Source organism: Desmonostoc muscorum LEGE 12446 (genome assembly GCF_015207005.2).
GTDB lineage: Bacteria > Cyanobacteriota > Cyanobacteriia > Cyanobacteriales > Nostocaceae > Nostoc > Nostoc muscorum.
The window spans coordinates 6,742,521-6,767,032 of record NZ_JADEXS020000001.1; the positions used below are offsets into that span (position 1 = coordinate 6,742,521).

Annotated in this window: 25 protein-coding genes, 1 tRNA gene and 1 other RNA gene; 11 read left to right on the forward strand and 16 right to left on the reverse strand. The window is 42.3% G+C overall.

Annotated features, from left to right (window positions below):
* The first annotated feature begins 197 nt into the window (after positions 1-197).
* From IQ276_RS27975 to psb35, 3 genes are all read left to right on the forward strand, one after another.
* Positions 198-1,910 carry a diflavin flavoprotein gene (locus IQ276_RS27975; protein WP_193921088.1) on the forward strand — a complete coding sequence of 571 codons (1,713 nt, stop codon included), beginning with the start codon at positions 198-200 and terminating at the stop codon, positions 1,908-1,910.
* A gap of 497 nt (positions 1,911-2,407) precedes the next feature.
* A complete protein-coding gene (locus IQ276_RS27980; RefSeq protein ID WP_099067787.1) occupies positions 2,408-2,590 on the forward strand; it encodes a CsbD family protein in 183 nt (60 codons plus the stop codon).
* A 219-nt stretch (positions 2,591-2,809) separates the two neighbouring features.
* The gene (gene psb35 / locus IQ276_RS27985; protein ID WP_190884345.1) at positions 2,810-3,019 is read left to right on the forward strand and encodes a photosystem II assembly protein Psb35; all 210 of its coding nucleotides are present in this window, start codon (positions 2,810-2,812) and stop codon (positions 3,017-3,019) included.
* Between the two features lie 124 nt (positions 3,020-3,143).
* On the opposite strand, the gene IQ276_RS27990 is transcribed toward psb35, so the two are convergent.
* Entirely contained in the window at positions 3,144-4,238 is a 1,095-nt protein-coding gene (locus IQ276_RS27990; protein WP_193921082.1) for a sensor histidine kinase, read from the reverse strand.
* 749 nt (positions 4,239-4,987) lie between these two features.
* Here IQ276_RS27990 and IQ276_RS27995 point away from each other — a divergent pair.
* The 3 genes from IQ276_RS27995 to IQ276_RS28005 all read left to right on the forward strand — a co-directional run bounded on the left by IQ276_RS27995 (position 4,988) and on the right by IQ276_RS28005 (position 6,774).
* Positions 4,988-5,707 carry a response regulator gene (locus IQ276_RS27995; protein WP_193921084.1) on the forward strand — a complete coding sequence of 240 codons (720 nt, stop codon included), beginning with the start codon at positions 4,988-4,990 and terminating at the stop codon, positions 5,705-5,707.
* 114 nt (positions 5,708-5,821) lie between these two features.
* A tRNA-Leu gene (locus tag IQ276_RS28000) sits at positions 5,822-5,903 on the forward strand.
* Positions 5,904-5,994: 91 nt separating this feature from the next.
* A complete protein-coding gene (locus IQ276_RS28005; protein WP_193921086.1) occupies positions 5,995-6,774 on the forward strand; it encodes a TrmH family RNA methyltransferase in 780 nt (259 codons plus the stop codon).
* Between the two features lie 131 nt (positions 6,775-6,905).
* Here IQ276_RS28005 and IQ276_RS40785 read toward each other — a convergent pair whose 3' ends face one another.
* The 4 genes from IQ276_RS40785 to IQ276_RS28025 form a co-directional block, all read right to left on the reverse strand.
* The gene (locus IQ276_RS40785) at positions 6,906-7,307 is read right to left on the reverse strand and encodes a hypothetical protein (protein ID WP_309245614.1); all 402 of its coding nucleotides are present in this window, start codon (positions 7,305-7,307) and stop codon (positions 6,906-6,908) included.
* A 405-nt stretch (positions 7,308-7,712) separates the two neighbouring features.
* Positions 7,713-10,346 carry a tetratricopeptide repeat protein gene (locus tag IQ276_RS28015; RefSeq protein WP_193921125.1) on the reverse strand — a complete coding sequence of 878 codons (2,634 nt, stop codon included), beginning with the start codon at positions 10,344-10,346 and terminating at the stop codon, positions 7,713-7,715.
* 317 nt (positions 10,347-10,663) lie between these two features.
* Complete coding sequence (locus IQ276_RS28020; protein ID WP_193921127.1) at positions 10,664-12,067, reverse strand: tyrosine phenol-lyase; 1,404 nt, start codon at positions 12,065-12,067, stop codon at positions 10,664-10,666.
* 84 nt (positions 12,068-12,151) lie between these two features.
* Positions 12,152-12,397, reverse strand: coding sequence for a hypothetical protein (locus IQ276_RS28025; RefSeq protein ID WP_193921129.1), 246 nt, complete (start codon positions 12,395-12,397; stop codon positions 12,152-12,154).
* A 336-nt stretch (positions 12,398-12,733) separates the two neighbouring features.
* Here IQ276_RS28025 and IQ276_RS28030 point away from each other — a divergent pair, with 336 nt between their 5' ends.
* Positions 12,734-12,871: a hypothetical protein gene (locus IQ276_RS28030; RefSeq protein WP_190884353.1), complete on the forward strand. Its 138-nt coding sequence runs from the start codon at positions 12,734-12,736 to the stop codon at positions 12,869-12,871.
* A 256-nt stretch (positions 12,872-13,127) separates the two neighbouring features.
* On the opposite strand, the gene IQ276_RS28035 is transcribed toward IQ276_RS28030, so the two are convergent.
* Positions 13,128-13,376, reverse strand: a complete 249-nt coding sequence (locus tag IQ276_RS28035; protein ID WP_235116041.1) for a hypothetical protein — start codon at positions 13,374-13,376, stop codon at positions 13,128-13,130.
* Between the two features lie 145 nt (positions 13,377-13,521).
* Positions 13,522-13,911: a transfer-messenger RNA gene (gene ssrA, locus IQ276_RS28040) on the reverse strand.
* 91 nt (positions 13,912-14,002) lie between these two features.
* Here ssrA and IQ276_RS28045 point away from each other — a divergent pair.
* The 3 genes from IQ276_RS28045 to IQ276_RS28055 all read left to right on the forward strand — a co-directional run bounded on the left by IQ276_RS28045 (position 14,003) and on the right by IQ276_RS28055 (position 15,105).
* A complete protein-coding gene (locus IQ276_RS28045) occupies positions 14,003-14,578 on the forward strand; it encodes a Uma2 family endonuclease (RefSeq protein ID WP_193923180.1) in 576 nt (191 codons plus the stop codon).
* A gap of 74 nt (positions 14,579-14,652) precedes the next feature.
* Complete coding sequence (locus IQ276_RS40370; RefSeq protein WP_309245615.1) at positions 14,653-14,769, forward strand: type II toxin-antitoxin system YoeB family toxin; 117 nt, start codon at positions 14,653-14,655, stop codon at positions 14,767-14,769.
* A gap of 156 nt (positions 14,770-14,925) precedes the next feature.
* Positions 14,926-15,105 carry a hypothetical protein gene (locus IQ276_RS28055; protein WP_193923185.1) on the forward strand — a complete coding sequence of 60 codons (180 nt, stop codon included), beginning with the start codon at positions 14,926-14,928 and terminating at the stop codon, positions 15,103-15,105.
* Positions 15,106-15,258: 153 nt separating this feature from the next.
* Here IQ276_RS28055 and IQ276_RS28060 read toward each other — a convergent pair whose 3' ends face one another.
* The 9 genes from IQ276_RS28060 to IQ276_RS28100 all read right to left on the reverse strand — a co-directional run bounded on the left by IQ276_RS28060 (position 15,259) and on the right by IQ276_RS28100 (position 23,627).
* Positions 15,259-16,206, reverse strand: coding sequence for a F0F1 ATP synthase subunit gamma (locus IQ276_RS28060; protein ID WP_193923187.1), 948 nt, complete (start codon positions 16,204-16,206; stop codon positions 15,259-15,261).
* Between the two features lie 184 nt (positions 16,207-16,390).
* On the reverse strand, positions 16,391-17,911 hold the full coding sequence (atpA, locus tag IQ276_RS28065; RefSeq protein ID WP_190876497.1) for a F0F1 ATP synthase subunit alpha: 1,521 nt from the start codon (positions 17,909-17,911) through the stop codon (positions 16,391-16,393).
* Positions 17,912-18,065: 154 nt separating this feature from the next.
* Positions 18,066-18,620, reverse strand: a complete 555-nt coding sequence (atpH, locus tag IQ276_RS28070) for an ATP synthase F1 subunit delta (protein ID WP_190876496.1) — start codon at positions 18,618-18,620, stop codon at positions 18,066-18,068.
* Positions 18,617-19,189, reverse strand: a complete 573-nt coding sequence (locus tag IQ276_RS28075) for a F0F1 ATP synthase subunit B (protein WP_190876495.1) — start codon at positions 19,187-19,189, stop codon at positions 18,617-18,619. Before IQ276_RS28075 ends, atpH begins: the two co-directional genes overlap by 4 nt.
* A gap of 188 nt (positions 19,190-19,377) precedes the next feature.
* Positions 19,378-19,809 (reverse strand): F0F1 ATP synthase subunit B', encoded by a 432-nt coding sequence (locus IQ276_RS28080; RefSeq protein ID WP_193919934.1) that lies wholly within the window; start codon positions 19,807-19,809, stop codon positions 19,378-19,380.
* A gap of 466 nt (positions 19,810-20,275) precedes the next feature.
* Positions 20,276-20,521, reverse strand: a complete 246-nt coding sequence (gene atpE, locus IQ276_RS28085) for an ATP synthase F0 subunit C (protein WP_012411162.1) — start codon at positions 20,519-20,521, stop codon at positions 20,276-20,278.
* Between the two features lie 148 nt (positions 20,522-20,669).
* Positions 20,670-21,431 (reverse strand): F0F1 ATP synthase subunit A, encoded by a 762-nt coding sequence (atpB, locus tag IQ276_RS28090; RefSeq protein WP_193919936.1) that lies wholly within the window; start codon positions 21,429-21,431, stop codon positions 20,670-20,672.
* A 60-nt stretch (positions 21,432-21,491) separates the two neighbouring features.
* Positions 21,492-21,974: an ATP synthase subunit I gene (locus IQ276_RS28095; protein ID WP_190876493.1), complete on the reverse strand. Its 483-nt coding sequence runs from the start codon at positions 21,972-21,974 to the stop codon at positions 21,492-21,494.
* Between the two features lie 471 nt (positions 21,975-22,445).
* Entirely contained in the window at positions 22,446-23,627 is a 1,182-nt protein-coding gene (locus IQ276_RS28100) for a class I SAM-dependent methyltransferase (RefSeq protein WP_193919938.1), read from the reverse strand.
* Between the two features lie 215 nt (positions 23,628-23,842).
* Here IQ276_RS28100 and IQ276_RS28105 point away from each other — a divergent pair, with 215 nt between their 5' ends.
* Positions 23,843-24,502 (forward strand): vWA domain-containing protein, encoded by a 660-nt coding sequence (locus IQ276_RS28105; protein ID WP_193919940.1) that lies wholly within the window; start codon positions 23,843-23,845, stop codon positions 24,500-24,502.
* The last annotated feature ends 10 nt before the right edge of the window (positions 24,503-24,512 follow it).

Sequence of the window (24,512 nt, forward strand, 5' to 3'; positions counted from 1 at the left end):
CCAGTCCCTAATCCCCAGTCCCCAGCCGATGCATTGACAGCTGTTCGTCATCGCAAAGTTGGAAATTACTACTAGGGATTGGGTACTGGGTACTGGGTACTAGGAAAACTCTTCCCTAATCCCCAGTCCCCAGTCCCTAATTCCCAGTCCCCAGTCCCCAGTCCCCAGTCCCCAGTACACTACCTCACTCAACACCTATGATCAATTCCAAGCCACGCGACGTACAAGTTTTACCAATTGCCACAAATAGTAAGGTTCTCAAGGCACGTAGTTGGTCACGTCTGCGGTTTGAAATTGAATACGCATTGGAAAGAGGTACTACCTCTAATTGCTATTTAATTGAAGCTGATAAAACCGCACTAATCGATCCACCACCAGAAAGCTTTACCGAAATTTATTTAGAGGCATTGCGGCAAACTTTAGATTTGACACGTTTGGATTATGTGGTCTTAGGTCATTTTAATCCCAACCGAGTTGCAACCCTCAAAGCAATTTTAGAACTAGCACCACAGGTAACTTTTGTTTGTTCTCTTCCCGGTGCTAACAATTTGCGTGCTGCTTTCCTAGACCGCGATTTGCAGGTTTTGGTGATGCGGGGGAAAGAAACTCTGGATTTGGGCAAAGGTCATGTTTTAAAATTCCTCCCCATTCCCAGTCCCCGTTGGCCGGAAGGACTTTGTACCTACGACCAGCAGACCCAAATTCTCTACACAGATAAATTATTTGCAACTCATATCTGTGGCGATGAACTGTTTGATGATAATCCAGAGGCGCTTAGAGAAGACCAGCGTTACTACTTTAACTGCCTGATGGCTCCCCAAGCTCCTCACGTGCAAGCAGCTTTGGAGAAAATATCAGATTTGCAGGTGAGAATGTATGCTGTGGGTCACGGGCCTTTAGTACGCACCGGCTTAATCCAACTGACCAAAGCTTATGGAGAATGGAGTCGTTCTCACAACGATCGCGAAATTTCCGTTGCTTTACTTTATGCCTCAGCTTACGGGAATACAGCGACTTTAGCACAAGCGATGGCTTTGGGACTGACCAAAGGCGGAGTTGCAGTCAAGTCCATCAACTGTGAATTTGCCACTCCCGATGAAATTCGCATCAACTTAGCACAGTCAGATGGTTTTATCATCGGTTCTCCCACCATCGGTGGCCATGCGCCGACTCCCATTCATACTGCTTTAGGTATTGTGCTATCGAGTGGTGACAACACCAAACTGGCTGGGGTGTTTGGTTCCTATGGCTGGAGTGGGGAAGCATTTGACTTAATTGAAGGTAAACTCCGGGATGCAGGATATCGTTTGGGTTTTGAAACCTTGAAGGTGAAATTTAAACCCGATGATGTCACTCTCAAATTCTGTGAAGAAGTAGGTACAGACTTTGCCCAAGCATTGAAAAAAGCTAAAAAGGTACGCGTACCCCAACAAGCTGCGACTCCGGTGGAACAAGCTGTGGGCCGAATTGTTGGTTCCGTTTGCGTGCTGACAGCAAGACTTGGAGAAGTATCTACTGGGATGCTAGGCGCTTGGGTTTCTCAAGCTACCTTTAATCCACCTGGACTTACCGTGGCGATCGCCAAAGATCGAGCGATCGAATCTTTAATGTATCCTGGTGGTAAATTTGCCCTGAATATACTACCTGAAGGCAATCATCAAGATTACATGAAGCATTTCCGTAAATCTTTCGCCCCTGGGGAAGATCGATTTGCGAACTTTAGCACAGCAGTTGCAGATAACGGCTGTACCGTTCTTACCGACGCACTAGCATATTTGGAATGTTCAGTCAACCAACGTATGGAATGTGGCGATCACTGGGTTGTGTATGCAACCGTGGATGAAGGTAAATTACTCAAGCCTGATGCTGTTACTGCCATCAACCATCGCAAAACAGGTACTCATTACTAACTCCGGTTTGGCTTTTCACATCATCTGTAAAAAGCAACGCCAAACCTAACCCCCTACCCCCTTATACCATTTCACTCAATTATTGATACAAATTACTTCCCCTGCCTGCCATCTGTATCAGTCTTAAAGTGAAACGGTATTACTAGGGGAAGAGGGAAAATTCAAAGTAAGACCCCTCCTTTCCCCACAAAAGTAGAGACGTTGCAATGCAACGTCTCTACTTATTTGCGTGACAAGGAGTAAATTTAACCAAAATGGTATGATTTCATCTCCCGATAGAGCTATGGAAGTATTCCTTTCTATCTTTGGAATATTACTCGAACTCTCTCAGAGGAATTAAGCCCTTGAATAACTATACAGAATGGATACAAATATTTGTAATAAAAACATCTATAGATAGAAGAATATAATTTTTTTAAAACGTATTCTATAAACATTGCAAGCCGAGTTCGGTAACGCAATCACGAATAAATAGCTAAACAATTTAGGAGTAAATTATGAGTCTCGAAGAAAGAGCAAAAGCCGTTGCTAAAAATATCGAAGGTAAAGCTCAAGAAATAATTGGCGATATCACTGGCAACCCTGATGATAAAGCTGAAGGTCAAGCTAAGCAAGTAGAATCACAGGTTCGTCACACAGTTGAAAATGTCAAAGATGAAGTTAAGAAAGCTGTAGACTAAATTGAAGTTTATATCGGTAGAAGGTGTAAGCAAACTCATAGTTTACTAAACCTTCTCCCTACTTCTAGCTTTTCTGTGTCTGTCTTGACTTCAGTTGTAATGTAGTATTTTGCAACTGAGTCAAGTAAAAAATCGACAACTCAAAACCAGATTTTGATAACACGGCTTACAAAATAATTTCTCAGCCATCTCTGAATTTTTGTTGAAAGGTGTCAACTCATGATTAATCTACTATTTACTTATCTTTTAACAGACATACCTGTTACATCAGAACCTAGTTCTAGTTACTCTATTGTATTGACAGGATTATTCGTAGTCGGCTTTATCGCTGCTGTAACTATAGGATCGATCGCTTGGTATAATTCCAAACGTCCTGTAGGTTGGGAAGATAAAGAACGTCCCAATATTGTTCCAGAAATAGATAAGTAATCAAATTTTTGTCTACCTCCTCCTGAAGTCCAAGTGTTTTCTTAGTGTTCACAGATTTTACCTGTGAACACTATTTTATTTGTGATAATACTTTGATTTTCACTAATACCAATTTAAAGAACTTCTAGTTTTCGTCAGCCACAGGTAGACGTATAGTAAATGTACTACCTTGCCCTGGCTCAGATGTGACATCGATTGTGCCTTGATGTGCTTCAATAATGCAACGAGATAGATATAGTCCCAAACCACTACCAGAACGCTGGTGTTTACCTTGGCGAAATCGCTCGAATAATATTGCTTGGTCTTGTTTAGAAATTCCCGGCCCTGTATCTTGGATATTAATAGTTACATCTGCCAAATTAAGATAGCACTGAATATTGACAGAACCTTTATCTGTAAATTTGATGGCATTGCCGATAATATTTGTCAAAACTCGCCGCAATTCTACGCGATCGCCCATCACCGTAGTCACAGTTTCACCTTTATCAAGGTTGACAGCTAATCCTTTTTCTTCAGCTAAAGGAGTTAATTCTTGAGCAACTTCACTCACTAATTCCTGAATATTACAATCAGAAATTTTTAAGGTTTTACAGCCTGCTTCATGACGATAAACTTCTAACAAAGTATTTACCATTTCTAGCAGGTCTTGATTACTGCCAATCATGGTATTAATTATTTCTTCCAATTGTGGCGAAACATCGCAAAACCTGCCTTCTAGCAATAATTTTAAAACCCGATTAGAAGCTACTAGCGGTATGCGTAAATCATGAGTAAAACGTGAGACAAAATCTGCCCGCAGGTTAGCCATTTGATCTCGTTCGTCGATGCTATGCTTGAGACGCAGGAGCGATCGCACTCGTGCATGTAGTTCATCTGGATCGAATGGTTTACGAATAAAATCATCTGCACCAGCATCAAGTCCTTGAACAACGCTGGATTCATAATGAGCCGTAATCAGCAAAATTGGGATAAATGGCAACGCTTGATTTTGTCGGATGCGTCGAGTAAATTCGTACCCATCGATCTCTGGCATCATCACATCTAAGAGAATTAAGTCTGGCGGTGACTGCTCAACCATATTCAGAGCAATTTTACTATCTTCCACCAAGCTAATTTCATAGTCATTATCTTGTAGGACTGCTTCTAATATCAGTAAATTGTCAAAAATGTCATCGACAACGAGAATTTTATCTTTTTTAACAGTTTTAGTTAAAGACATGGCTAAATAAAAAGTAAGAATTCACAACTTCAGAGCCAGAATTCAGAATTTATGTGGATTTGGCATGATTACCGACGAAACAAGGTAAATTAAGAGTTTGATTTTTGGATATTCTGACTCCTGAATTCTGACGCCTTGGCAAAGCGTCCTTAGCTTTGCTCCTGAATTCTGAAAATAAAAAAAACAAGTGCTTGGTTATTCCTCGCAAATCTAGTAATAGCTTACTCCAACAGCGTTGAGACTATTAAAATTTCACATTTTCCCTTAAAGTTTCCTTAATTGAGGATTTTTCAGTAATTATACTTAAATGGACATTGTTTAAATGTATTTATAAACAATAAATATAACTTTTTCCCAAGTATATTAGCTGACTGATTATCCATATCTGAAAGTAGAGTGCTAGGGTGGAGTAGTTTAGTCCATTTTGTATGCATCATTCCTTCTACAGCAAGGGTAAGGGATCAAATAGTCAGCGACTCCTGGTTGCTACCAGATTTTGATAATCAGTTTTAGACCATAAAACATCTATCTTCCGAGGAATGTATAAAAATATTTTTTGATGAAATTGAATTGTCAGATGAAAACTCTTGTGTCTTGAAAAACTTACAAGATAAACTTATTTATGTCTTAGAGGAGATGCAGTCCACGGAAAAATAGCAAACGTATTGCTTTTTGTATAAAATCCTGAATGTGAGAACAAGATTATTTTAATGTGTACTTTAGATAGATAACAGTAAAGTTAAGCAACTATGGATGAAATCAAGATCCTCGTGATTGAAGATCATAACCTCACAAGAATTGGTTTAAGGGCTGCCTTACAAACCCAGCCAGAGGTAAACATTGTTGGTGAAGCAGCCAATGCCGCAGATGGAATAGAGCTTGTGAAAACTCTCAAACCTGATGTTGCTACTATTGATATTGGTTTGCCTGATATGGATGGTATCGAGCTAACACGCACAATTAGGCAATATCAAGCAGAGAATGAAGATTATACAACAAAGCTGCTGATTTTAACAATGCAGAATAGCGAGCAGGCAGTCTTAGCAGCATTTGCCGCAGGTGCTGATTCTTATTGCATGAAGGATATCGAAAGTGAGAAACTAGTGGAGGCTGTGCGAACAACCCATGCAGGTAGCTCATGGATCGATCCGACGATCGCAGACCTCGTACTACAGCAAATACGTCAAGATTTCCCCGATGGCAGCAGAGGAGCAGCCACAAAAAGAGTGTTGATTGAAGGTATTGACCCAGATATTGAGAAAACTATCGTCAGCTATCCTTTAACTCAACGGGAAATGGATGTTTTAGAGTTGATTGTCGCTGGGTGTGACAATGCAGAAATCGCCAAAAGACTCTATCTCACAGTTGGTACTGTTAAAACTCATGTTCGAGGTATTCTCAATAAACTCTGTGTAGCCGACCGGACACAAGCCGCTGTCCGTGCTTTGCGTGCCGGGTTGGTACCTTAAAAAAATAAGTCGAAAGTCAAAAGAAATACTGAATTGTTGTTTCTTTTGTCTTTTTGGAACTTGACAAAAGTAAAAAAATACGCAAAGATAGTAAATCGTGAGTAAAAAATGCCAGCGGAACTGGCGGAATTGGCAGACGCGCTAGATTCAGGTTCTAGTGCCGCAAGGCTTCCGGGTTCAAGTCCCGGGTTCCGCATATTTTAAGTTAGAAGTTAAGAGTTAGGAGTGAAGAGTTTATTTAATTTGTTTTAACTCCTAACTTATCACTCCTAACTCATAACTTTTTGATGTTAACCAGCTTACAGAATCCCCTAGTCAAGCAAATCCGTAAATTACACTCTACCAAGGAGCGGCACAAGCAGGAGTTATTTTTGCTAGAAGGGACGCACCTGTTAGAGGAAGCTTGTGCTGTGAATTACCCGCTAGAGACAGTGTGTTGTACCCCAGATTGGCAAGCAACCCATCCGTCATTGTGGGAAGAAGCTTGTAGCCGATGCGATCGCGCCGAAATTGTGAGTAGAGAAGTTTTAGATGCGATCGCCACCACAGTCCAACCCGATGGTGTCGTGGCAACAGCAAAACGAAGCGATCGCCAAACTCAAGTACCATTTACTGGTATAGTCCTAGCTTTAGAAACAGTACAAGATCCTGGTAACCTGGGTACGATGATTCGCACTGCCGCAGCCGCTGGGGCGTCGGGGTTGTGGCTAAGTGGAGATAGCGTAGATTTAGACAATCCCAAAGTTCTACGTGCATCGGCGGGGCAATGGTTTCGCCTAGCAACGGCAGTGACCGAAGATTTAAAAGCGACAGTGCAACAAAGTCAGCAAGCAGGAATGCAGGTAATAGCAACCTTGCCAAATGCCAGCTTAACTTATTGGCAAGTGGACTGGCGAAAACCAAGTTTGATTTTACTGGGGAATGAAGGTGCTGGTTTGTCAACAGATTTAGCAGCGATGGCAGATTGGCAAGTGAGAATTCCTCTGAGTCCTGGGGTGGAATCGTTGAATGTGGCGATCGCAGCTGCTTTAATGTTGTACGAAGCTCAGCGGCAAATGAGTCATTAGTGGGGAGTGGGGAGTAGGGGAGATGAGGGGGATGAGGGGGATGAGCGAGATGAAGGGGATGGAGAGAGAATAACTCTTACTCTTAACTCCCCTACTCCCTACTCCCCACTCCCGATGCCCCATCCTAACTTTTATTTCGTTTTTTGCTCCAAATATTGTTCAATATCGGCAACGGCGTCTTCAAAAGCCGCTAAATCAATATCTGTCAAATCTTGAGCGAGTTCGACTTCATCAGCACTCTCAGTATGCAATTTTGGTGTATCTTCGTCCTCAGTAGGACTTTCTTGTAAGATATCCTCCAATTGTTCGAGGGCTTCTTCAAACTCTTGTTCAGCATTGTAGTGCTGTGGTCGGTGACTTTGCTCCATAATGTTGACTTGAAAATCCTGATTTACTAGCGGAATTTTTATAGACTTAAATTTTGCATATATAACATCATATTTGTGCTTATCTGCTTTATCAACTTTAGAGCGATCGCTATTTTTGGCTAGTTGCTCCAATCGTTGGGCACAGAGGAAGCAACTAGTACTCAAAAGGGCGATGCAACGCACCTAGTAGCCAGCAAGGGCGAGTGCGATCGCTTTTGTAGTCCCATTATCTAGCAAAGTAAGCACATCTCAAATACTATCGACAAGGGGTTTAGAGCCATCATTCTCTTAAGAGAACCAAGCGCCAAAAATAGTCAGCATATAGTCACAGCGTATTTTAAGGAAAGTGAAGTACACAAGTATTCGTCTGTAAGTTTTTATTTTTGAGGACACCATTAACTAAGTTTGGCTCAAATGCGATCGCTTGACTAACTTTTCCCGTTTCAGGGTTAACTACACAGTCAGCATTTTTTCATCTTTCTAAGTGAATATTTAATTACCAGTTATTACACTAGGGTTCACATAGCCGACTTCTGTGAGAAGTCGGGTATCTTGTCTGTCACGCAGTGGTTAAGGTTGCTTAACTCGCAATACTTGAATTTGAGGATGAGACATAAGTTTTTGCGCCTCTACAATCAAGGTTTTTCCCCAGAGATTTTGTTTGAGAATCTCAACATCAGTCCAACTATTATCTAAACGCAAGGCAGATTGCGCCATATCTAAACCTTTTTGTTGTTCATCTATGGCGTATAAAGCCACAGCTAGTGCTAATTTTGGTTCTGCGGCTTGCCCATTAATTTGTACTGCTTGTTGCCATTGTTGAATTGCTCCTGCTATATCTCCTTTTTCGTATTTAATATAGCCAATATTGGTCATTACTTCCCAAAATTGTGGCTCTTTTGTGAGTGCTTGATTATATTCTGTGAGTGCAGCGTTGTTATTCCCTTGTTTATGATAAACAACTCCACGTACAAAATAGCCAATAGCATTATTAGGTTCAAATTGAATAAATTGACTATAATCTCCTAGCGCACCTTGATAATCTTTCATCTGAGAACGCACAACACCCCGCCAGTAGTAAGCACTAGCATTATTAGGGTTAAGTTTAATGATTTGATTAAAATCTGCTAGTGCTGCTGGGTAATCTTTTAACTGAACGTAAACATCACTCCGCGCAGAATAGGTACTGGCACTATTAGGGTTGAGTTTAATCGCTTGATTAAAATCTGCTAGTGCTGCTGGATAATCTTCTAACTTAACGTAAACATTACCACGTCTACGGTAAGTAGAGGCATTATTAGGGCTTAATTTTATCGCTTGATTATAATCAGTCAGCGCAGCTTGGTAATCTTTTAACTCAACGTAAATATTTCCTCTTTCTACATAGGCTATTGGAGAATTATTTTGCAATTTAATTGCTTTACTGTAATCCGCTAATGCTCCTTGATAATCTTTTAACTCAAAACGTACTATACCGCGTAGAATGTAATTTGCTACATCTTTAGGTTTTTTGACTATTTGGTTGATATAATCAGGTAGTTTCCCCTGATTGTCTTTAAGAGACAAGCGAACACCAACGCGGAAATCTGCAACACTTCCGTAAATATCATTCAAAAAAAAGCGTCCGGTACTCCGCATAACGTAGGCAACAGCAAAGTCTGGTTGAAGTTTAATCGCCTGATTCATATCAGCGACTACGCCCTTATAATCTTGTAAATAAAACCCAATTACACCGCGAAATACATAGAGAAAAGATAGCGGTTGAATTTCAATCGCTTTGTCAAGTGTTGCTAACGCCTCTGGATAACGTTGTAAGTTAAATAATATAGAAGCGCGTTGGTAATAAAGACCTAAGTCACTATCATTATATTCAATAGCTTTGTCAATTGCTGCTACAGCTAAGGAATATCTTTTTAAATTTGTTAATACAATACTTTTAAATTTCCAAGCTTCATAGTAGTCAGGTCTGAGTTTAATAGCTCTATCGAGAGCAATTAAAGATTTTTCAGGTTCTCCACCTCCCTCTCCTAACACTAAACCAAGGGCATAATAGACTTCATAAAAATCAGGTTTGTATCTGACAATTTCTTGGAGAACAGCAATAGTTTCTGAATATCTTTTCAGACGCCACAATTGATTGGCATATTCCAGCCATTCATATTCATTAGCATCTGCTGAAGGTCTTTTAGTAGTAACTAATGGATGGTCTCTCAAGAAAGCAAGTTCTGAATTACTAATGCTTGGTGGTTTATTATTATCCACTTTTAGTAGATTTCCTAGTCCTGCTTTTGTGGCTAAACGGAGAATACTACTACTAGGCACTCCATAGGCAAAACCGATTTGAATTTGTTTCAGTCTAGGAGTCTCAACTCCGCTATTAATCCCAATGACTTGTCCTTTAACGTTTAACACTGGCCCACCACTCATTCCTGGTAGGGACAAATTAGAATATGCTAGCCTATACCCTCCCTCTACTAATGACTGCGACAGATAATTATTTTCTGCACGAAAAAGCAATGCTTCTGCTATGTGAAGAAACCCAGGAGATGATCTTCGCTTACCTTGATCTGATGCTGGAAATCCAGATAGAATAACCCAGACTGTATCTTCATAAGAAGATGCAGAAATGAAGGAAAGATTATATGTTGAAATTGTAGCGATCGCATAAGCTTCATTACTACTAAATTTAACCAAAGCTACATCTATTCCTTCTGGCTGAAATATGTCTTGTGGTTGTAGTAGATACCTCTTACCATCAGGAGCAGTAATTTGATAATTATCAGGCTCCTGCACCACATGACGTGCCGTGGCTACGTAATAAGTATTTCCTTGTTTGGCAATAATCACTCCTGAACCATTACCATGATTTTTAGAATCAATTCTCACAGTAATCTGTTGGGCAATGTTATCAACTTTATCAATGACTGTATTCCCGACTCTTAGCCGTTGTGCTTGTTGTTGATTCTGCCATTCTTGAGACAAAATTTCCAAATTAGGAGCAACTTCAGCTAGAGTTCGGATGGGAACTGCAAAACTCAATTGTCGTAAATTCTGTATTTGTTTTGCAATGAAGTTTGAAGAGGGGTTTTCTGGATTCTGTAAAGATTCATAATTAAGTATTTGTTGAGATTTAGCAATGTGTGGGTTGAAAGTGATTAATAATCCACTCAGGCTAGCGTTAATTGCAAGATTAAATAATTTCATTTTTGAGTGATGATCGGATGGTTAGTTAAAATAAAGTTTTGCCGAGGTTCCCAAAGTTTTAGATTGAAGTTGGGTTAGAGTTCGGTTGTTGAATTGTACTGCTGGTTTGATTTGTTAACTTAGTAATTGATTTTAAAATGACATGAAAAGACAAGGCGATATGTGAAGAAAATTTCACCAGGTTATAGCATTCAAGGAATACAAAAAATGAATCATCGCAAATTATTTTTACATTTGTAGGGTAACATCGCTGTGCTACCCTACGATGGGATGTTTTTTTATTGGAAGTCCGTTTGTACCACCAAACATTGCGAACTCTACAGTAGCTCAAACCTTGCCTGAAAGAACCGCAGATATTTTGGTTCGTAAATCATCTTCAGTCCGCGTAGGCGATCGCGATTATAATAAACTTCTTCAACAGCTTCAGCAGTCAAATCCATGTGAGCCTGGGTATACACTCGTCGGGGAATAGTCAGCCGCACTAATTCCAACTCTGGATAATAATTATCGCCTGTTTCTTTACTACGTCCTGCGGAAACGATACCCCGTTCCATTGCCCGAATTCCTGCCTCTAAATAGAGTTCCGCTGCTAGGCGTTGTGCCGGAAATTCCTCTTGGGGGATTTGCTCTAAAAAGCGTTTGGCATCTAAATAAATCGCATGTCCACCAATGGGCACAACAATCGGAATACCCCAATCTAACAACTTTTGTCCCAGGTATTCAACTTGACCGATACGGGCACGAATATGATCGTCTTTCACTGACTCTTCGATACCGCGTGCCATAGCTTCCATATCTCGGCCAGCCATACCACCATAAGTATGCAGTCCTTCATATATTACTATTAAATTACGTGCTTCCTCGTAGAGGTTATAGTCATTGAGAGCCAGCCAACCGCCGATGTTCACTAGTGCATCCTTTTTGCCACTCATGGTGCAGCCGTCGGTATAGGAGCAAAATTCATGTAAGATGGTGGCGATCGCCTGATTGGAATAATCTTCCTCTCGCTGCTGGATAAAGTAGGCGTTTTCCACGGCGCGAGTCGCATCAAGAATAATCCGGATACCGTGAGTTTGGGCTAACTGATGTACTTCGCGCAGATTAGCCATTGATATCGGCTGTCCCCCAGCCATATTCACGGTTCCGGCGACACTGATATAGGGAATCCGTTCTGCCCCAACTCGCTCAATTAAGTCTATGAGCTTTTGCAGATCTACATTACCCTTAAATGGATGCAATGATTCGGCATCGTGGGCTTCATCAATAATCACATCTACAAATGTACCGCCAGCCAACTCCTGATGCAGCCTGGTTGTGGTGAAATACATATTGCCGGGTATGTAATCACCTGGTTTAATCAGTATTTGAGAAAGGATGTTTTCAGCACCACGTCCTTGGTGGGTAGGCACTATATGGCGATAGCCGTAATACTTCTGAATGTTTTCTTCTAAATTATAAAAGTTCTTGCTACCAGCGTAAGCTTCATCACCCAGCATCATGCCTGCCCATTGGTAATCGCTCATGGCTGAGGTGCCGCTATCAGTCAACAAATCAATGTAGACATCTTCAGAACGTAACAGAAAAGTATTGTAACCCGCTGTGGCGATCGCTTGTTCCCGCTCAGCACGAGTAGTCATTTTTAATGGCTCAACCACCTTGATTTTATACGGCTCTGCCCAAGAGCGACGGCGGCGCGGGGAAGTATGCTTAGCGTCAGTCATAGATTGATGCTCCTTGATACCGATTAGCTGAATATTTGCACCCATTTTGGTTGCTAAAACCTGCTATTGCCAAGACCCTGACAACTAATTTTGACGCTGTTTCGGGGCACACCACTGAGCTATTGTTTCGATTCGCGCTTCCTGCATCAATTCCTCAACTTGCGATTGATTACAACCATAGGTAGATGTTAATAATTCTTCGCCTTGATTTTTTGCCTCATTGGCCGATGCACCGAGGGTGATGATTTCTTCGTCTTGGTTACCTGTAATTTTCTCAACTGGAATGATACAGGTATATTGAGGTTCATTTTGTCTGATTTCTTGCACCATTACTTACTAACTAACCTCACTGATAATAGGTGTCTATTTTTAATATATTTCTAACTCCAGATAAACACGATTCAAATAGAAACAGAGTCAATATTTCCGTAGTTACGATTTTAAAAATACAATTTTTTATACATGGTTAAGATAATGTTAAGAATCCTCTCAAAATCCTCCTTATCTGGAGTGTAAACAGTTACCTATGTGAGAATTAAGTTAAGCATCAATAAATATCTTTTTGTAAACTTTTGTTCGATTTTTAGCTCGCAATATATTCTGAGTTCTGAATTCTGAATTCTGAATTCTGTTGCTAAAAGCATCATAAAAATTGGAGGTTATAAAATGGCATTTCGGAATAACTCAGTCACTAATTTATGGCAGAGATTACAACAAGATTCAGTTGTTTGGGGATCGTTAGGTCTTTGGATTACTGCATTAGTTGTATTGTTACTAATGCTGGCAATGTTTTCTAACGCTTAATCGGGGGAAAATTATTCTAGTTCTAGTTCCTGGGTAGTAGCCTGGGAACTAAGCTAGAATAAGCTGCCATCTTTAGAAAACTGAAATTATGAACTGCAAAATTCTGGCGTATCCGTTCAGGGGGGTAAGTGACGCAACTGGGGAACGCTGCGCTAGATTGGGCGGTGCCTGGTACGGGCTACAAAGACCTGGGTGGGTAGTATAAAAAACGGCAATGTTTTCCTTGAAGTCACATGGTTGCCCTCCCCGTTTTTTGTTACTTTTTTTTCTCCTGCTTTTTCCCAAATCCTGGTCGGTCTGCTGAGGGAGGTGATGATGAATTTTGAGATGTACGATTAGCTTTTTCTAATAGCTGTTGCTGGACTGTCAGAACTTCTGCTAATTGTTTTTCTAAGCTTTCGATTTGCTGCCCCATTCCCTCTACTAGTTTTTGGACACTGGCTGGAGTTTTTTCCCAATCAACAAGGGGGATCTGCTCGACGTAGGCTGGGCGCTTGTCTTCCATAAATCTTACAATACCAGATTCTGGTCGCCCTAATTGACGATCGCCCTTATACCCCCTGAACGTTTACTATTTAGTTGTGTTCAGACAGCAAAAAATAAAATCCACCTTGATATAAAATCACCAGGTGGATTTGTTAGTTATTCTTTAGTGGATCCGAGCAGAGTCGAACTGCTGTCCAAATTGGGTATTGACCCCCCGCTCATTCACAGGTTTAGCCTTTCTGACCCTCAAGGCGGGAATCGTTCATTATCCCGAACGTAGGATGCTCTGATTTAATCTTAGCCAGCAAGCCAACCAGAGAACGCTTGCTAGAGCATCCGTTGGGGTTTGGTCTTCAGTCCTTAACGGAGTCAAACTAAAGACGCTCGAACCTGTAAGAGGTGTTTAGGCAGCTACTAGAGCGTCCTTACGAGCAAATTTAACGATGTTATTCGCATTTACTTTTGTTTTGAGTCTTGGATTTCCGAGAGATGACTCGCTCTCGACCTGAATCACAGAGCAGCGTTCGCCAACCTGTCGAAACCGTGACGGACCCCTGTGCTATATATATTATAGTTTGCTGTTAGGGGAATGTGTCACAAGATGACAAAGAAATATTAAACTCTCATTACCCAGGCTTAAGTGTCATGAGTCAGACTACAAGCAGAGTTCGCTGGACAATTCAAGATGTTGCAGCATTACCTGATAACGAATGGATTCGTTATGAGATTATTGATGGAGAATTGTTTGTCACTCGATCGCCCCACCATAAACATCAGCACGTGATTGGATGTATCTTTTCAGTGCTAAACACTTGGTCTATAGATAGTGGTTTGGGAGAACCCTCCATTATGCCAGGACTGATTTTTTCGGACTCTGATAATGTCGCTCCCGATGTGGTGTGGGTGAGTTACGAACGATTGGCTCAAATTCAAGATGAAGCGGGGCATTTTCACGGAGCGCCGGAACTGGTGGTGGAAGTGCTATCAAAAGGAAAAGCAAATGTTGACCGCGATCGCTTAGCTAAGTTGAAATTGTATTCGGTTCAGGGAGTGCAGGAGTATTGGATTGTCGATCGCATCGCTCAAAGAATTGAAGTCTATCGACGGGACAATGCTCAGTTAAAATTGGTTACGACATTGCTAGTAGATGATGTGATTACATCGCCATTGCTGCCTAACTTTGCCTGTGAAGTAGCACGTCTTTTTGTGTCACGAGGTTAGGGGCGGTGGTCATTATCGTTCATCACGAAGAGCATTTAAATTAGGACTTATGCTCTGTACAAATTAATCATAGTGTGCATTTGCAAAAGAGGTCATTTCAGGCTTTTATTAATCATACGAATCGGTTAGTTTATGCGGTGGATGATGAGTATTTAACGATTATTGCTTGTCGATACCACTATTGTGATTGACATCTTCGTTCTGGCTTTGCGGGCAAGAAGGCGATCGCTATCAGATTCGCTATCAAATTTGTAAACTAAAGTATGATTATAGATAAAGTTTTTCTTGGGAATAGCGATGCCTACGACGGGCTACACCTACGCTCTACCTAGCCTATTATTCTAACTATGACTAAACCAAAAATTCTCCAAGAAGAGCGAGAGTATACTTTTCGCTCTTATTTTGAAATGACATATCCACCAGAGGAAATTTTAGCAGAGTTAGGCTATAAATTAATTCGTTCAAGATTATCACTACCCAAAACTCAAATTTTAGTGGGAATTATAGAAGATAATTCAGCAAAATAAAAAAAGACAAACACTACAACTGTTTTGGTGACACAAAAGTGACAAAGGGCTGTATCATATCCCTTTCTTAAAACATCCTGAAAACCAAAATAGCTAATCGCTAGTTTTACAGACACCAGCAATTAGCTATTAGTAATAGTTAGCAATTGATTTCTAAGTCAGTGCTTCAGCACCACCCACAACCTCAAGCAGTTCTTGAGTAATTGCCGCTTGTCGGGCTTTGTTGTAAGACAGGGTAAGAGTGTTAATCAATTCACCAGCATTTTCACTGGCATTACTCATGGCTGTCATCCGGGCTGCTAGTTCACTAGCTGCTGATTCTTGCAGCGCCCGCAATAGCTGGTTACTCAGATACAAGGGCAACAATGAATCGAGAATCTGCACTGGATCTTGCTCGAAAATCATGTCAGGAGCTAATGGCCGGACTTCCTTAGTCACTTTCTCCCGTTCTACTTCAAATTTACCGCCACGAGTTGTCAAGCGGAAAATTTCGTCATCGCCTGCTTCTAGACCTTGTGGATCTAGAGGTAGCAAGGTTTGGATCACAGGACGAGAGCTAACCAAGGAAAGGAATCTGGTGTAGATTAATTCGATGCGGTCTACTTCTTCCGAAAGGAACAAGGAAAGTAGTTGGTCGGCAATCTGATTGGCTTCTGCGGCGGTGGGAATTTGCTCTAAGCCGCTGTAAGTAGCATCAATGGGCTGATCGCGGCGTTGAAAGTACTGTGTAGCTTTGCGTCCGACGATCACAAATTGATAGTCTAAACCTTCTGCCTTGATTTCCTTGGCGCGGATTTCTGCACGACGGATAACGTTACTATTGTAGCCACCACACAAACCCCGATCGCCTGAAATTACCAACAGCCCCACGGACTTAACTTGGCGTTTTTTCAGCAGTGGGAGGTTTGCTTCTTCAAACCGCAGACGGCTTTGTAAACCATACAACACTTGTGCCAGGCGATCGGCAAAGGGACGAGTTGCTAGCACTTGTTCTTGCGCCCGACGCACTCTAGCCGCCGCAACTAGGCGCATGGCTTCTGTAATTTTTTTGGTGTTTTTGACCGATTGAATGCGATCGCGTATTGATTTAAGATTGGCCATAATTTTTAGTTCTGAGTTAGGAGTTAGGAGTTAGAAGTTAAGAGTTAGGAGTTAGGAGTTAGGAGTTAGGAGTTAAAAGTGTTTCATTAACTCCCAACTCTTAACTCTTCACTCCTAACTTTTGATCTTGAGTTAAAAGTGTTTCATTAACTCCTAACTCTTAACTTTTCACTCCTAACTTTAATTACGCTGCTGCTTTGAAGGTCTTCTTGTATTCGATGAGTGCTTCTTTCAAAGCAGCTTCTTCGGCGTCACCTAATGCTTTGGAGGCTTGCACTCCTTGAGCGTACTGGGGTTTACCAGTTTTTAAGTACTCACGCAGACCTTGGGTAAAGACGGTGACTTTATCTACTGGTACATCGTCTAAGTAACCGTTGATACCAGCGTAAAGAATTGCTACTTGTTCGTATACTGAGAGAGGAGCGTTTTGGGGTTGTTTGAGCAGTTCGCGTAACCGTTGACCCCGTGCCAACTGGTCTTGAGTGGCTTTATCTAAGTCGGAAGCAAACTGTGCGAAGGCTTGCAGGTCATCAAATTGTGCTAGTTCTAATTTAATCTTACCGGCAACTTTTTTCATTGCCTTGGTTTGAGCCGCAGAACCTACGCGGGATACCGAAATACCGGGGTTTACAGCGGGACGGATACCAGCGTTAAACAAGTCAGAAGACAGGAATATCTGACCATCGGTAATGGAAATTACGTTGGTGGGGATGTATGCTGAAACGTCACCGGCTTGGGTTTCGATGATTGGTAGGGCGGTCATACTGCCTTTACCTAATTCATCACTCAGCTTTGCTGCTCTTTCTAACAAGCGGGAGTGGATGTAGAATACATCTCCAGGGTAAGCTTCCCGTCCGGGTGGACGACGCAGCAACAGGGACATTTGGCGATAAGCTTGGGCTTGCTTGGAAAGGTCATCGTAAATTACCAAGGTAGCTTTGCCTTTGTACATGAAGTACTCAGCAATAGTTGCGCCTGTGTAGGGAGCGAGGTATTGTAGGGTTGCTGGTTCACTGGCGCTAGCGGCGACGACGACGGTGTAATCGAGTGCGCCCTTTTCTTGCAATGTCTGCACTACGTTAGCGACGGTGGAAGCTTTTTGACCGATCGCAACGTAGACACAAACTACATCTTCTTCTTTTTGGTTGATGATGGTGTCAATGGCGATCGCAGTTTTGCCAGTTTGACGGTCACCAATGATCAATTCCCGTTGGCCACGACCGATGGGAATCATGGAGTCAATAGCTGTGATACCCGTTTGCATGGGTTCGTGTACAGATCGACGGGCAATAATACCAGGTGCTGGAGATTCAATCAAACGGCTTTCTGAGGTTTTGATGTCTCCCTTACCATCAATGGGAACACCCAAGGCATTTACAACTCGTCCAATTAAGGCTTCTCCTACGGGTACCTGGGCAATTCTACCAGTAGCAGTTACAGAGCTACCTTCTTGAATTTCCAGACCTTCACCCATGAGTACCGCACCCACGTTGTCTTCTTCTAAGTTCTGGGCGATACCAATTGTGCCGTCTTCAAATTCCAAGAGTTCCCCAGCCATAGCCTTTTCCAGACCATAGATCCGGGCAATACCGTCACCAACTTGCAGGACAGTACCAACGTTAGCAACTTTGACTTCTTGGTCGTATTGCTCGATTTGTTGTTGGATAATGCTGCTGATTTCGTCTGGTCTAATTGATATGCTCATGTGTGTATCTTTTTTGCTTTCGAGACTGAGGTAAAAGGGACTGGGGATTAGGGACTGGGGATTAGGGACTGGGGATTGGGGATTGGGGATGGAAAGAATTTATGACTATAATCTTTTTCCCAGTCCCCAGTCCCCAGTCCCCAGTCCCAATTTTCTACCCACTAGTTAAGCGCAATGAAAGGCGGCGCAACTGACCCCGGATACTGGCGTCAATTACTTGGGAACCTACTTTAATGATCACGCCACCAATTAACTCGCTGTCTACTTTGGTTTCCAGTTCGACCTGACGAGCATTGGTGATGGCGATAACCTTTTGGATGATTGCTTGCTGTTGAGCTTCTGTGAGGGGAACGGCTGAAGTTACTTCCGCTAATACGGTTTGGTTCAGCTGCCGCAACAGCGCCAGATATTGCTGTAAAATCGGTTCCAAGAAGGCAATGCGCCGTTTATCTACTAGTATTAGCAAAAAATTGCGTAAGTAGGGATTAGCGCCTTCACCAAGTATTTGTTTGATGAGAGCCTTTTTGCTCTCAGGCTGAATAAACGGGTTGCCAAAGAAGTTTTGTAGCTGTTTGTCTGCTCTCAGCAGGCTCAGGAAAGTACGCGCATCTTCCCCGAACTCTTCTGTCAAATTTTTCGATTGCGCTATTGACAAAAGTGCCTGTGCATATGGCTGGGCTACTTCGGCTGTGGCTACTTGACTTGTCATACATTGCCTCCGAGTTGTGCGATGCTGCGGTCAATTAAACTTTGTTGAGCATCGTCGGCAATCCCGCCTTTGAGTTGCGATTCGACTTTTTGCAATGCTAGAGTCGCTACCCGTTGCCGCAGTTGAGCGATCGCTCGCTCTGTTTCGGTGTTTAAATCCGCTGCTGCTGTTTGTTTCAAGCGTTCTACGTCTTGCGCCGCCTTCGCTAACAGAGCTTCTTTCGCTTTTTGGGCGTTTTCTTCAGCAGATTTACGGATGCGTTGTGCCTCTGCTTGAGACTGGGTTAACTGCTCTTGTGCTTGGGAGAGGGCAATCTTTGCCTCTTTTAACCGTGCTTCTGCTTCCTGAATTGCCGTGGCAATATTGGATTGTCGCTCGTTCAGGATATTGCTTAAAACTTTACGTCCGAAGTAGAATAATATGCCAACCAGAATCGCTAGATTGATGAGATTGGTTTCAAAAAGGTCTAGGTTTAGACCAAAACCACCCTCTGCTGCGCCTTCTGCCAATTCAGAGCCAACAGCGTTCGCTTCTGCGGCAAGTAATAAGAATGTGCCCATGATACCCATCTACAAGTGCGCTGCTCGCTTGCTAATACGTTGTATTTTCCGTTTAGGGAAATCCAGTATCTTTATCCACGAAGGGAAATCAAGTTTCTTTATCCCGAAGGGAAAAAGTGCCTTTTTTGACACTCAATTAAGCGCTCTGGACTAGGGGCCAGTTGCGCGTATGGTTTTAGAGAACCAGTTTTCTCAGTTTATCTAACTGGAGTTGGTCCCAATAGTTTTTCTAGAATCTGTCTGCTTAGAGCATCAACTCGTTGCTCTAAGGTTTGCATTGCTTCCTGCTTTTGTTGTTCTATTTCAACAGCAGCTTGTTCTCGCTGAGACTGAGCTTCTTTTTGGGCCTCAGCGATTTTTTCGGCAGTAATTTTCTTCGCTTCTACTTGAGCTGCTTCTACAGTAGCTTGCGATTGTCTGCGAGCATCTGCGAGCTGTTGCTCATATTCTGCGGCTAAACGCTCAGCTTTCGCCAAGCTTTCCTTTGCATCAAGGGTATTCGTTCGGATATAGTTATCGCGATCGTCTAGTACCTTGGTGAGTGGCTTATAGAAAATTACATTCAACAAAGCTGCCAATAGCAGGAACTGCAATGCCATGAAAGGCAAGGTAGCATCGAAATCAAACATTTCTCTCCTCTTTGGCTGGAGTAGCAGTTTTCATGGCTAGCAAAATCGTCCAACCTTTGATATTTTGGAGATCCATAGCCAACAAGGGTCAAGGGATTTTGGATTTTAGATTTGCGATTTTGGTTAAGCAGCGCGGTCTTGGGGGTTTCCCCCATGAGTGACTGCTGTTAGCGCCGGCGGCAAGCGAGTCTTCGAGCGTCACCCGTTCGCGCAGCGTCTCCCCTTGGGAGAAGAGATTAACACTAACCCAACGTTATGTTGTTCTGGGCAATTTTAGATTGACGATAGCGTAGCGTTGGCAACGCAGGAGCGTCTTTGAGATTTGTTCAACCGACCAGCTTCGGCGTATGTACCGAAAACTCTTGATAATCCAAAATCCAAAATCTAAAATCGGCAATGCCCAAAATCTCTTAGATTGTAGAGGCGTGATGGTTCACGTCTCCACACTCACAAAAACTTTCAGGTATTAGCCGAAGGGGTTAGCAAACAGCAATACCAGGGCAATCACTAGACCATAGATAGTCAAGGATTCCATGAATGCCAAGGTTAATAGCAGAGTACCGCGAATTTTTCCTTCTGCTTCAGGTTGACGAGCAATACCTTCTACTGCTTGTCCAGCAGCGTTTCCTTGACCAATACCAGGGCCAATTGCAGCTAAACCAATCGCTAAAGCAGCAGCGAGAACTGAAGCAGCCTGAACTAATGGATCCATGTTGATTTTCCTTGCTTTGATTACAAAACTAACAAAAGTACGTTAACGACTAGAAACGTGTTTTTCACGCTGCACATGAGTTCTTTCATCGCGCTTTGCGATATTTTGAGCGAACATGCTCTTGGAACTGTGCTATCAACTGAGAAGTTTAATGCTCCTCATGCTCTTCTCCACCGTGTCCTTCCATTGCCTCGTGAATGTATGCCCCGGCTAGGGTTGCAAAAACTAGGGCTTGAATGGCACTAGTAAACAAACCCAAGGCCATTACAGGCAGAGGTACAAATAGAGGAACTAGCAGGACTAGCACCGCTACTACCAATTCATCCGCTAATATATTGCCAAATAAACGGAAGCTTAGGGAGAGGGGCTTAGTAAAATCTTCTAGGATTGCGATCGGCAACAGCACAGGTGTTGGCTCTATATATTTCTTAAAGTAGCCCAAACCGCGCTTGCTAAAACCCGCGTAAAAGTACGCTAAAGAGGTCAGCAGTGCCAATGCAACAGTCGTATTGATGTCATTGGTGGGAGCTGCCAATTCACCCGAAGGTAGCTTGATTAGCTTCCAGGGAATTAACGCACCTGACCAGTTCGATACGAAAATAAACAAGAACAAAGTACCAATAAATGGCACCCAAGGGCGGTACTCTTTCTCACCAAGTTGGTTTTTTGCCAGATCTCGAATAAACTCTAGGGCATATTCCATCAAATTTTGGATGCCCTTGGGAATTCTCTGGGCGTTGCGAGTAGCAGCTATTGAAGCCACTACTAAAATGCTAATCACAAACCATGAGGTGAGAAAAACTTGCCCATGAATTTTAAGATTGCCCAACTGCCAGTAGAAATGATGACCTACTTCTAATTCGGCGAGGGGAAAAGAATTAAAGGCGTTTAAGAGACTAAGCATTTGCATTCTTCAAGCATTTTCCCCAACGAGCGAGGATGGGAGTATTGTCTTTGTGAGCCTGACTTTTTAAGAATCAGGAATGAACGCAGTTTGCACCGTATAGACGAGGAGCGTGGCTTTGTAGGTTAAAAATCCCAAAAATATAGGCAAAATCTTTAGCTCATGCCATTGAGTTGCTAATACAAACACCCCAATAAACACAGCAAAGCGAGTTTTGCTCAGGCGGGTTTTCTCACTACCGAGCTGCTCAACATCTTTAGCCAGCATTTTTAAGTAAACCACACCTGTACACGCTCCAATCAAATAATTGAGAGCAATGTTTAAGGAATAAAAAATCCACACAGAGATAAAAATAATCCCCGTCAAGACAAGTGTGATTACCAATAACTTCTGAAAGAGTTGATAAAACTCTCCCATAGTGTTATCTGATTCTGCGTTTTCAGAATCAGTTTTAGCATCTTGTCGTGTCGTCGGAGTTGGTGCAATTGGTTCTTCTGACAAGCTCACGGGACTCGAAACTAGTACAGCTAACGGATGATGACTGCACATTCAGTCAGCTGAATCATATCACGATCCGGTAACAATACTTTAGAAAAAAACAATTAACTTCTTGCCAGGGCGAAAAACTAAACAAAGTGACGCTCTGAGTATTAAGAGAGCGTTTGATGAAGGAATAGGGCAAAATAAGGCAAAAATTAACAATTAATGCCTGATAAATTCCCAATTTATGCAGATTTTCGCTTTTTTTAGTGAGTGATTGTCCTCCAATGTTTTTGTATAATCAGCAATTTTGGTGTTGAAACTAAGTCGGTGTTGAGGGGTACAGACGCTGACTGCAAAGCAGAATTTGGAGAGTAGCGCCTTGTTGTTAGATATTCCACCACTGCTGAATTCCAAAAAATTCCAACTTTTTCGGATGTGCAACACCCAGTTTGTGGGGCACTTTTCTAATCTACCTCAGATTTACCAAAACTCGTGATAGGCGATCGCCCATCACCAAAAGTATAAATTCCACTGTCATTAAGCTGGTGTCAATAAAATCAACTGCTGTTGCACAAGCTTTCTTACTCCATCTAAGTCCAGTTCCACACCTGCCAAAATTTCTGCCACTGTGGAATTAGCATCACACCTTTGCATAAATTCAAACTCTGGAACTGACAATTTCACAATCTGGTAATCGTGATTAAAGAAAGATTGACTGGGAAATCCCTCAATACAAGGATTAAGTTCGCCAATGGCTGCCAATAGGGCGTTATCGTTTGACCAATCGGCTTTAATTAGGGGAGGACGACCGAGGAAAAACTCGTAATGGCTAACTTCTGGATCTAGTAATTCTATCAGACGATACAGTTGGCGATCGCTCAATCCTTGTGCCCGTTCTACCAACTCTGGTGCTTTAGCCAAAAGTCTCTCCAAATCCCAAAAACTCGGATTCGAGAAACCAATAAACTCCAATCCCGAAGCATCAATTAATTCAAACAGCGTCTCGATGTTGTAGTCAATTTCCTGGGGATGAACGTACATATCAGCAAAGTGTTCATCTTTGTGATTTTCTAATGACCAACGCTGTTTTTCGTACTTGACAATTCGATTATTTTCTGGTAAGGAGTTAAATATCTTTCGTCCGACTTGGACACCATCGCGGTAGTCGCCTTTTTTGTCACCTTGGAGAAGTGCGATCGCTTTTTGCATGAGTTGAATTTCCCAGCGTCCCAATTCTCCGTAGACAAAAATGTGCATCAAGCCACCTGGGGCTAGCTTTTTCGCCAAGGCTTGAATACCAGCGATCGGATCGACGGTATGGTGCAAAACACCAACGCAGTTAATTAAATCAAACTCACCCGATAGTTGTTCGGCATCAAACAAGCTGAGGTGATGAAACTCAACGCGGTTAGCACCAGAACGCTGACAACGTTCTTTTGCTACATCCAAAGCACCACTACTGAGGTCAATTCCTACAACAGAAGCCTGGGGATTGAGGTGAACCAAGTACTCTGTACTCACACCCGTACCGCAACCAGCATCTAGAATGCGGATATCTTGCTTTTGGGGTTTTTGACCTGTGCAAAAGTTATAAGCAGCTAGCCAATTCCAGCGCCAATTGTAGCCTGGGGGTGGTTCATCCAACAAGGCTTCTGGCGGAAAGGGGTAGGTATTGTAGAGTTTGGCAACAGCAGCACTAACAGTTTGGGAATCGGACATGATGAGGAATAACGCAGCAGTTTTGAGTTTACCGAATGCTAGACACTTCAGGTAAAAAGATATCAGAGGAATTATTTGAAAATGCGGCGTTGGATGATTTCAACTTAAGTAAGTCTGGGGATTGTTTCAGTAAAAACACTACTGTTTAAGTATTTATTAGCTAATAAAATTTATATTGTATTTTGTATAATAATTTACTTAATAGGTAGCATCGAATGGCTGTAGGATTCCCTGAATTTGTTGAAAATCCAGAAAATCGTTGTCCTGTAATTCTCTTACTCGATACTTCTGGCTCTATGTCAGGTCAGCCTATCCAAGAGTTAAATCGAGGACTTGCTGCTTTCAAAGAAGATGTAGTAAAAGATTCTCAAGCATCGCTGAGTGTGGAAGTAGCCATGATTACATTTGGTCCCATAGTTAAACTCACACAAGACTTTGTAACGATTGACCAATTTACACCGCCTACATTGGAAGTAGGTGGTTTAACCCCAATGGGTGCGGCGATTGAGTATGCTTTGGATTTTCTAGAAAACCGCAAACAGACTTATAAAGACAACGGTATTCTCTATTATCGCCCTTGGGTGTTTTTGATTACAGACGGAGAGCCGTCAGACTACTGGCAGTCAGCAGCGCAAAGGTTGAGAGAAGCAGAAGCACAAGGCCGACTGTCATTTTTTGCGGTTGGTGTAATTGGTGCTGATATGAATATCCTCAAGCAAATTTCCCCTCCTCAACGTCCACCAGTTACACTAAATGGCTTAGATTTTCGTGAGTTGTTTGTCTGGCTTTCTGCTTCAATGAAACGGGTTTCTAGTGGCAAAGTAGGGCAAGCTGTAGCTTTACCGCCTATGGGATGGGGTCAAATTACCAGTTAGAGGAAATTTT

Excerpts from the sequence above, each read along its gene's own strand:
- IQ276_RS27975 (WP_193921088.1), top strand. The coding sequence starts at position 198 with ATGATCAATTCCAAGCCACGCGACGTACAAGTTTTACCAATTGCCACA.
- IQ276_RS27980 (WP_099067787.1), top strand. The coding sequence starts at position 2,408 with ATGAGTCTCGAAGAAAGAGCAAAAGCCGTTGCTAAAAATATCGAAGGT.
- psb35 (WP_190884345.1), top strand. The coding sequence starts at position 2,810 with ATGATTAATCTACTATTTACTTATCTTTTAACAGACATACCTGTTACA.
- IQ276_RS27990 (WP_193921082.1), bottom strand. The coding sequence starts at position 4,238 with ATGTCTTTAACTAAAACTGTTAAAAAAGATAAAATTCTCGTTGTCGAT.
- IQ276_RS27995 (WP_193921084.1), top strand. The coding sequence starts at position 4,988 with ATGGATGAAATCAAGATCCTCGTGATTGAAGATCATAACCTCACAAGA.
- IQ276_RS28005 (WP_193921086.1), top strand. The coding sequence starts at position 5,995 with ATGTTAACCAGCTTACAGAATCCCCTAGTCAAGCAAATCCGTAAATTA.
- IQ276_RS28015 (WP_193921125.1), bottom strand. The coding sequence starts at position 10,346 with ATGAAATTATTTAATCTTGCAATTAACGCTAGCCTGAGTGGATTATTA.
- IQ276_RS28020 (WP_193921127.1), bottom strand. The coding sequence starts at position 12,067 with ATGACTGACGCTAAGCATACTTCCCCGCGCCGCCGTCGCTCTTGGGCA.
- IQ276_RS28025 (WP_193921129.1), bottom strand. The coding sequence starts at position 12,397 with ATGGTGCAAGAAATCAGACAAAATGAACCTCAATATACCTGTATCATT.
- IQ276_RS28030 (WP_190884353.1), top strand. The coding sequence starts at position 12,734 with ATGGCATTTCGGAATAACTCAGTCACTAATTTATGGCAGAGATTACAA.
- IQ276_RS28035 (WP_235116041.1), bottom strand. The coding sequence starts at position 13,376 with ATGGAAGACAAGCGCCCAGCCTACGTCGAGCAGATCCCCCTTGTTGAT.
- IQ276_RS28045 (WP_193923180.1), top strand. The coding sequence starts at position 14,003 with ATGAGTCAGACTACAAGCAGAGTTCGCTGGACAATTCAAGATGTTGCA.
- IQ276_RS28055 (WP_193923185.1), top strand. The coding sequence starts at position 14,926 with ATGACTAAACCAAAAATTCTCCAAGAAGAGCGAGAGTATACTTTTCGC.
- IQ276_RS28060 (WP_193923187.1), bottom strand. The coding sequence starts at position 16,206 with ATGGCCAATCTTAAATCAATACGCGATCGCATTCAATCGGTCAAAAAC.
- atpA (WP_190876497.1), bottom strand. The coding sequence starts at position 17,911 with ATGAGCATATCAATTAGACCAGACGAAATCAGCAGCATTATCCAACAA.
- atpH (WP_190876496.1), bottom strand. The coding sequence starts at position 18,620 with ATGACAAGTCAAGTAGCCACAGCCGAAGTAGCCCAGCCATATGCACAG.
- IQ276_RS28075 (WP_190876495.1), bottom strand. The coding sequence starts at position 19,189 with ATGGGTATCATGGGCACATTCTTATTACTTGCCGCAGAAGCGAACGCT.
- IQ276_RS28080 (WP_193919934.1), bottom strand. The coding sequence starts at position 19,809 with ATGTTTGATTTCGATGCTACCTTGCCTTTCATGGCATTGCAGTTCCTG.
- atpE (WP_012411162.1), bottom strand. The coding sequence starts at position 20,521 with ATGGATCCATTAGTTCAGGCTGCTTCAGTTCTCGCTGCTGCTTTAGCG.
- atpB (WP_193919936.1), bottom strand. The coding sequence starts at position 21,431 with ATGCAAATGCTTAGTCTCTTAAACGCCTTTAATTCTTTTCCCCTCGCC.
- IQ276_RS28095 (WP_190876493.1), bottom strand. The coding sequence starts at position 21,974 with ATGTGCAGTCATCATCCGTTAGCTGTACTAGTTTCGAGTCCCGTGAGC.
- IQ276_RS28100 (WP_193919938.1), bottom strand. The coding sequence starts at position 23,627 with ATGTCCGATTCCCAAACTGTTAGTGCTGCTGTTGCCAAACTCTACAAT.
- IQ276_RS28105 (WP_193919940.1), top strand. The coding sequence starts at position 23,843 with ATGGCTGTAGGATTCCCTGAATTTGTTGAAAATCCAGAAAATCGTTGT.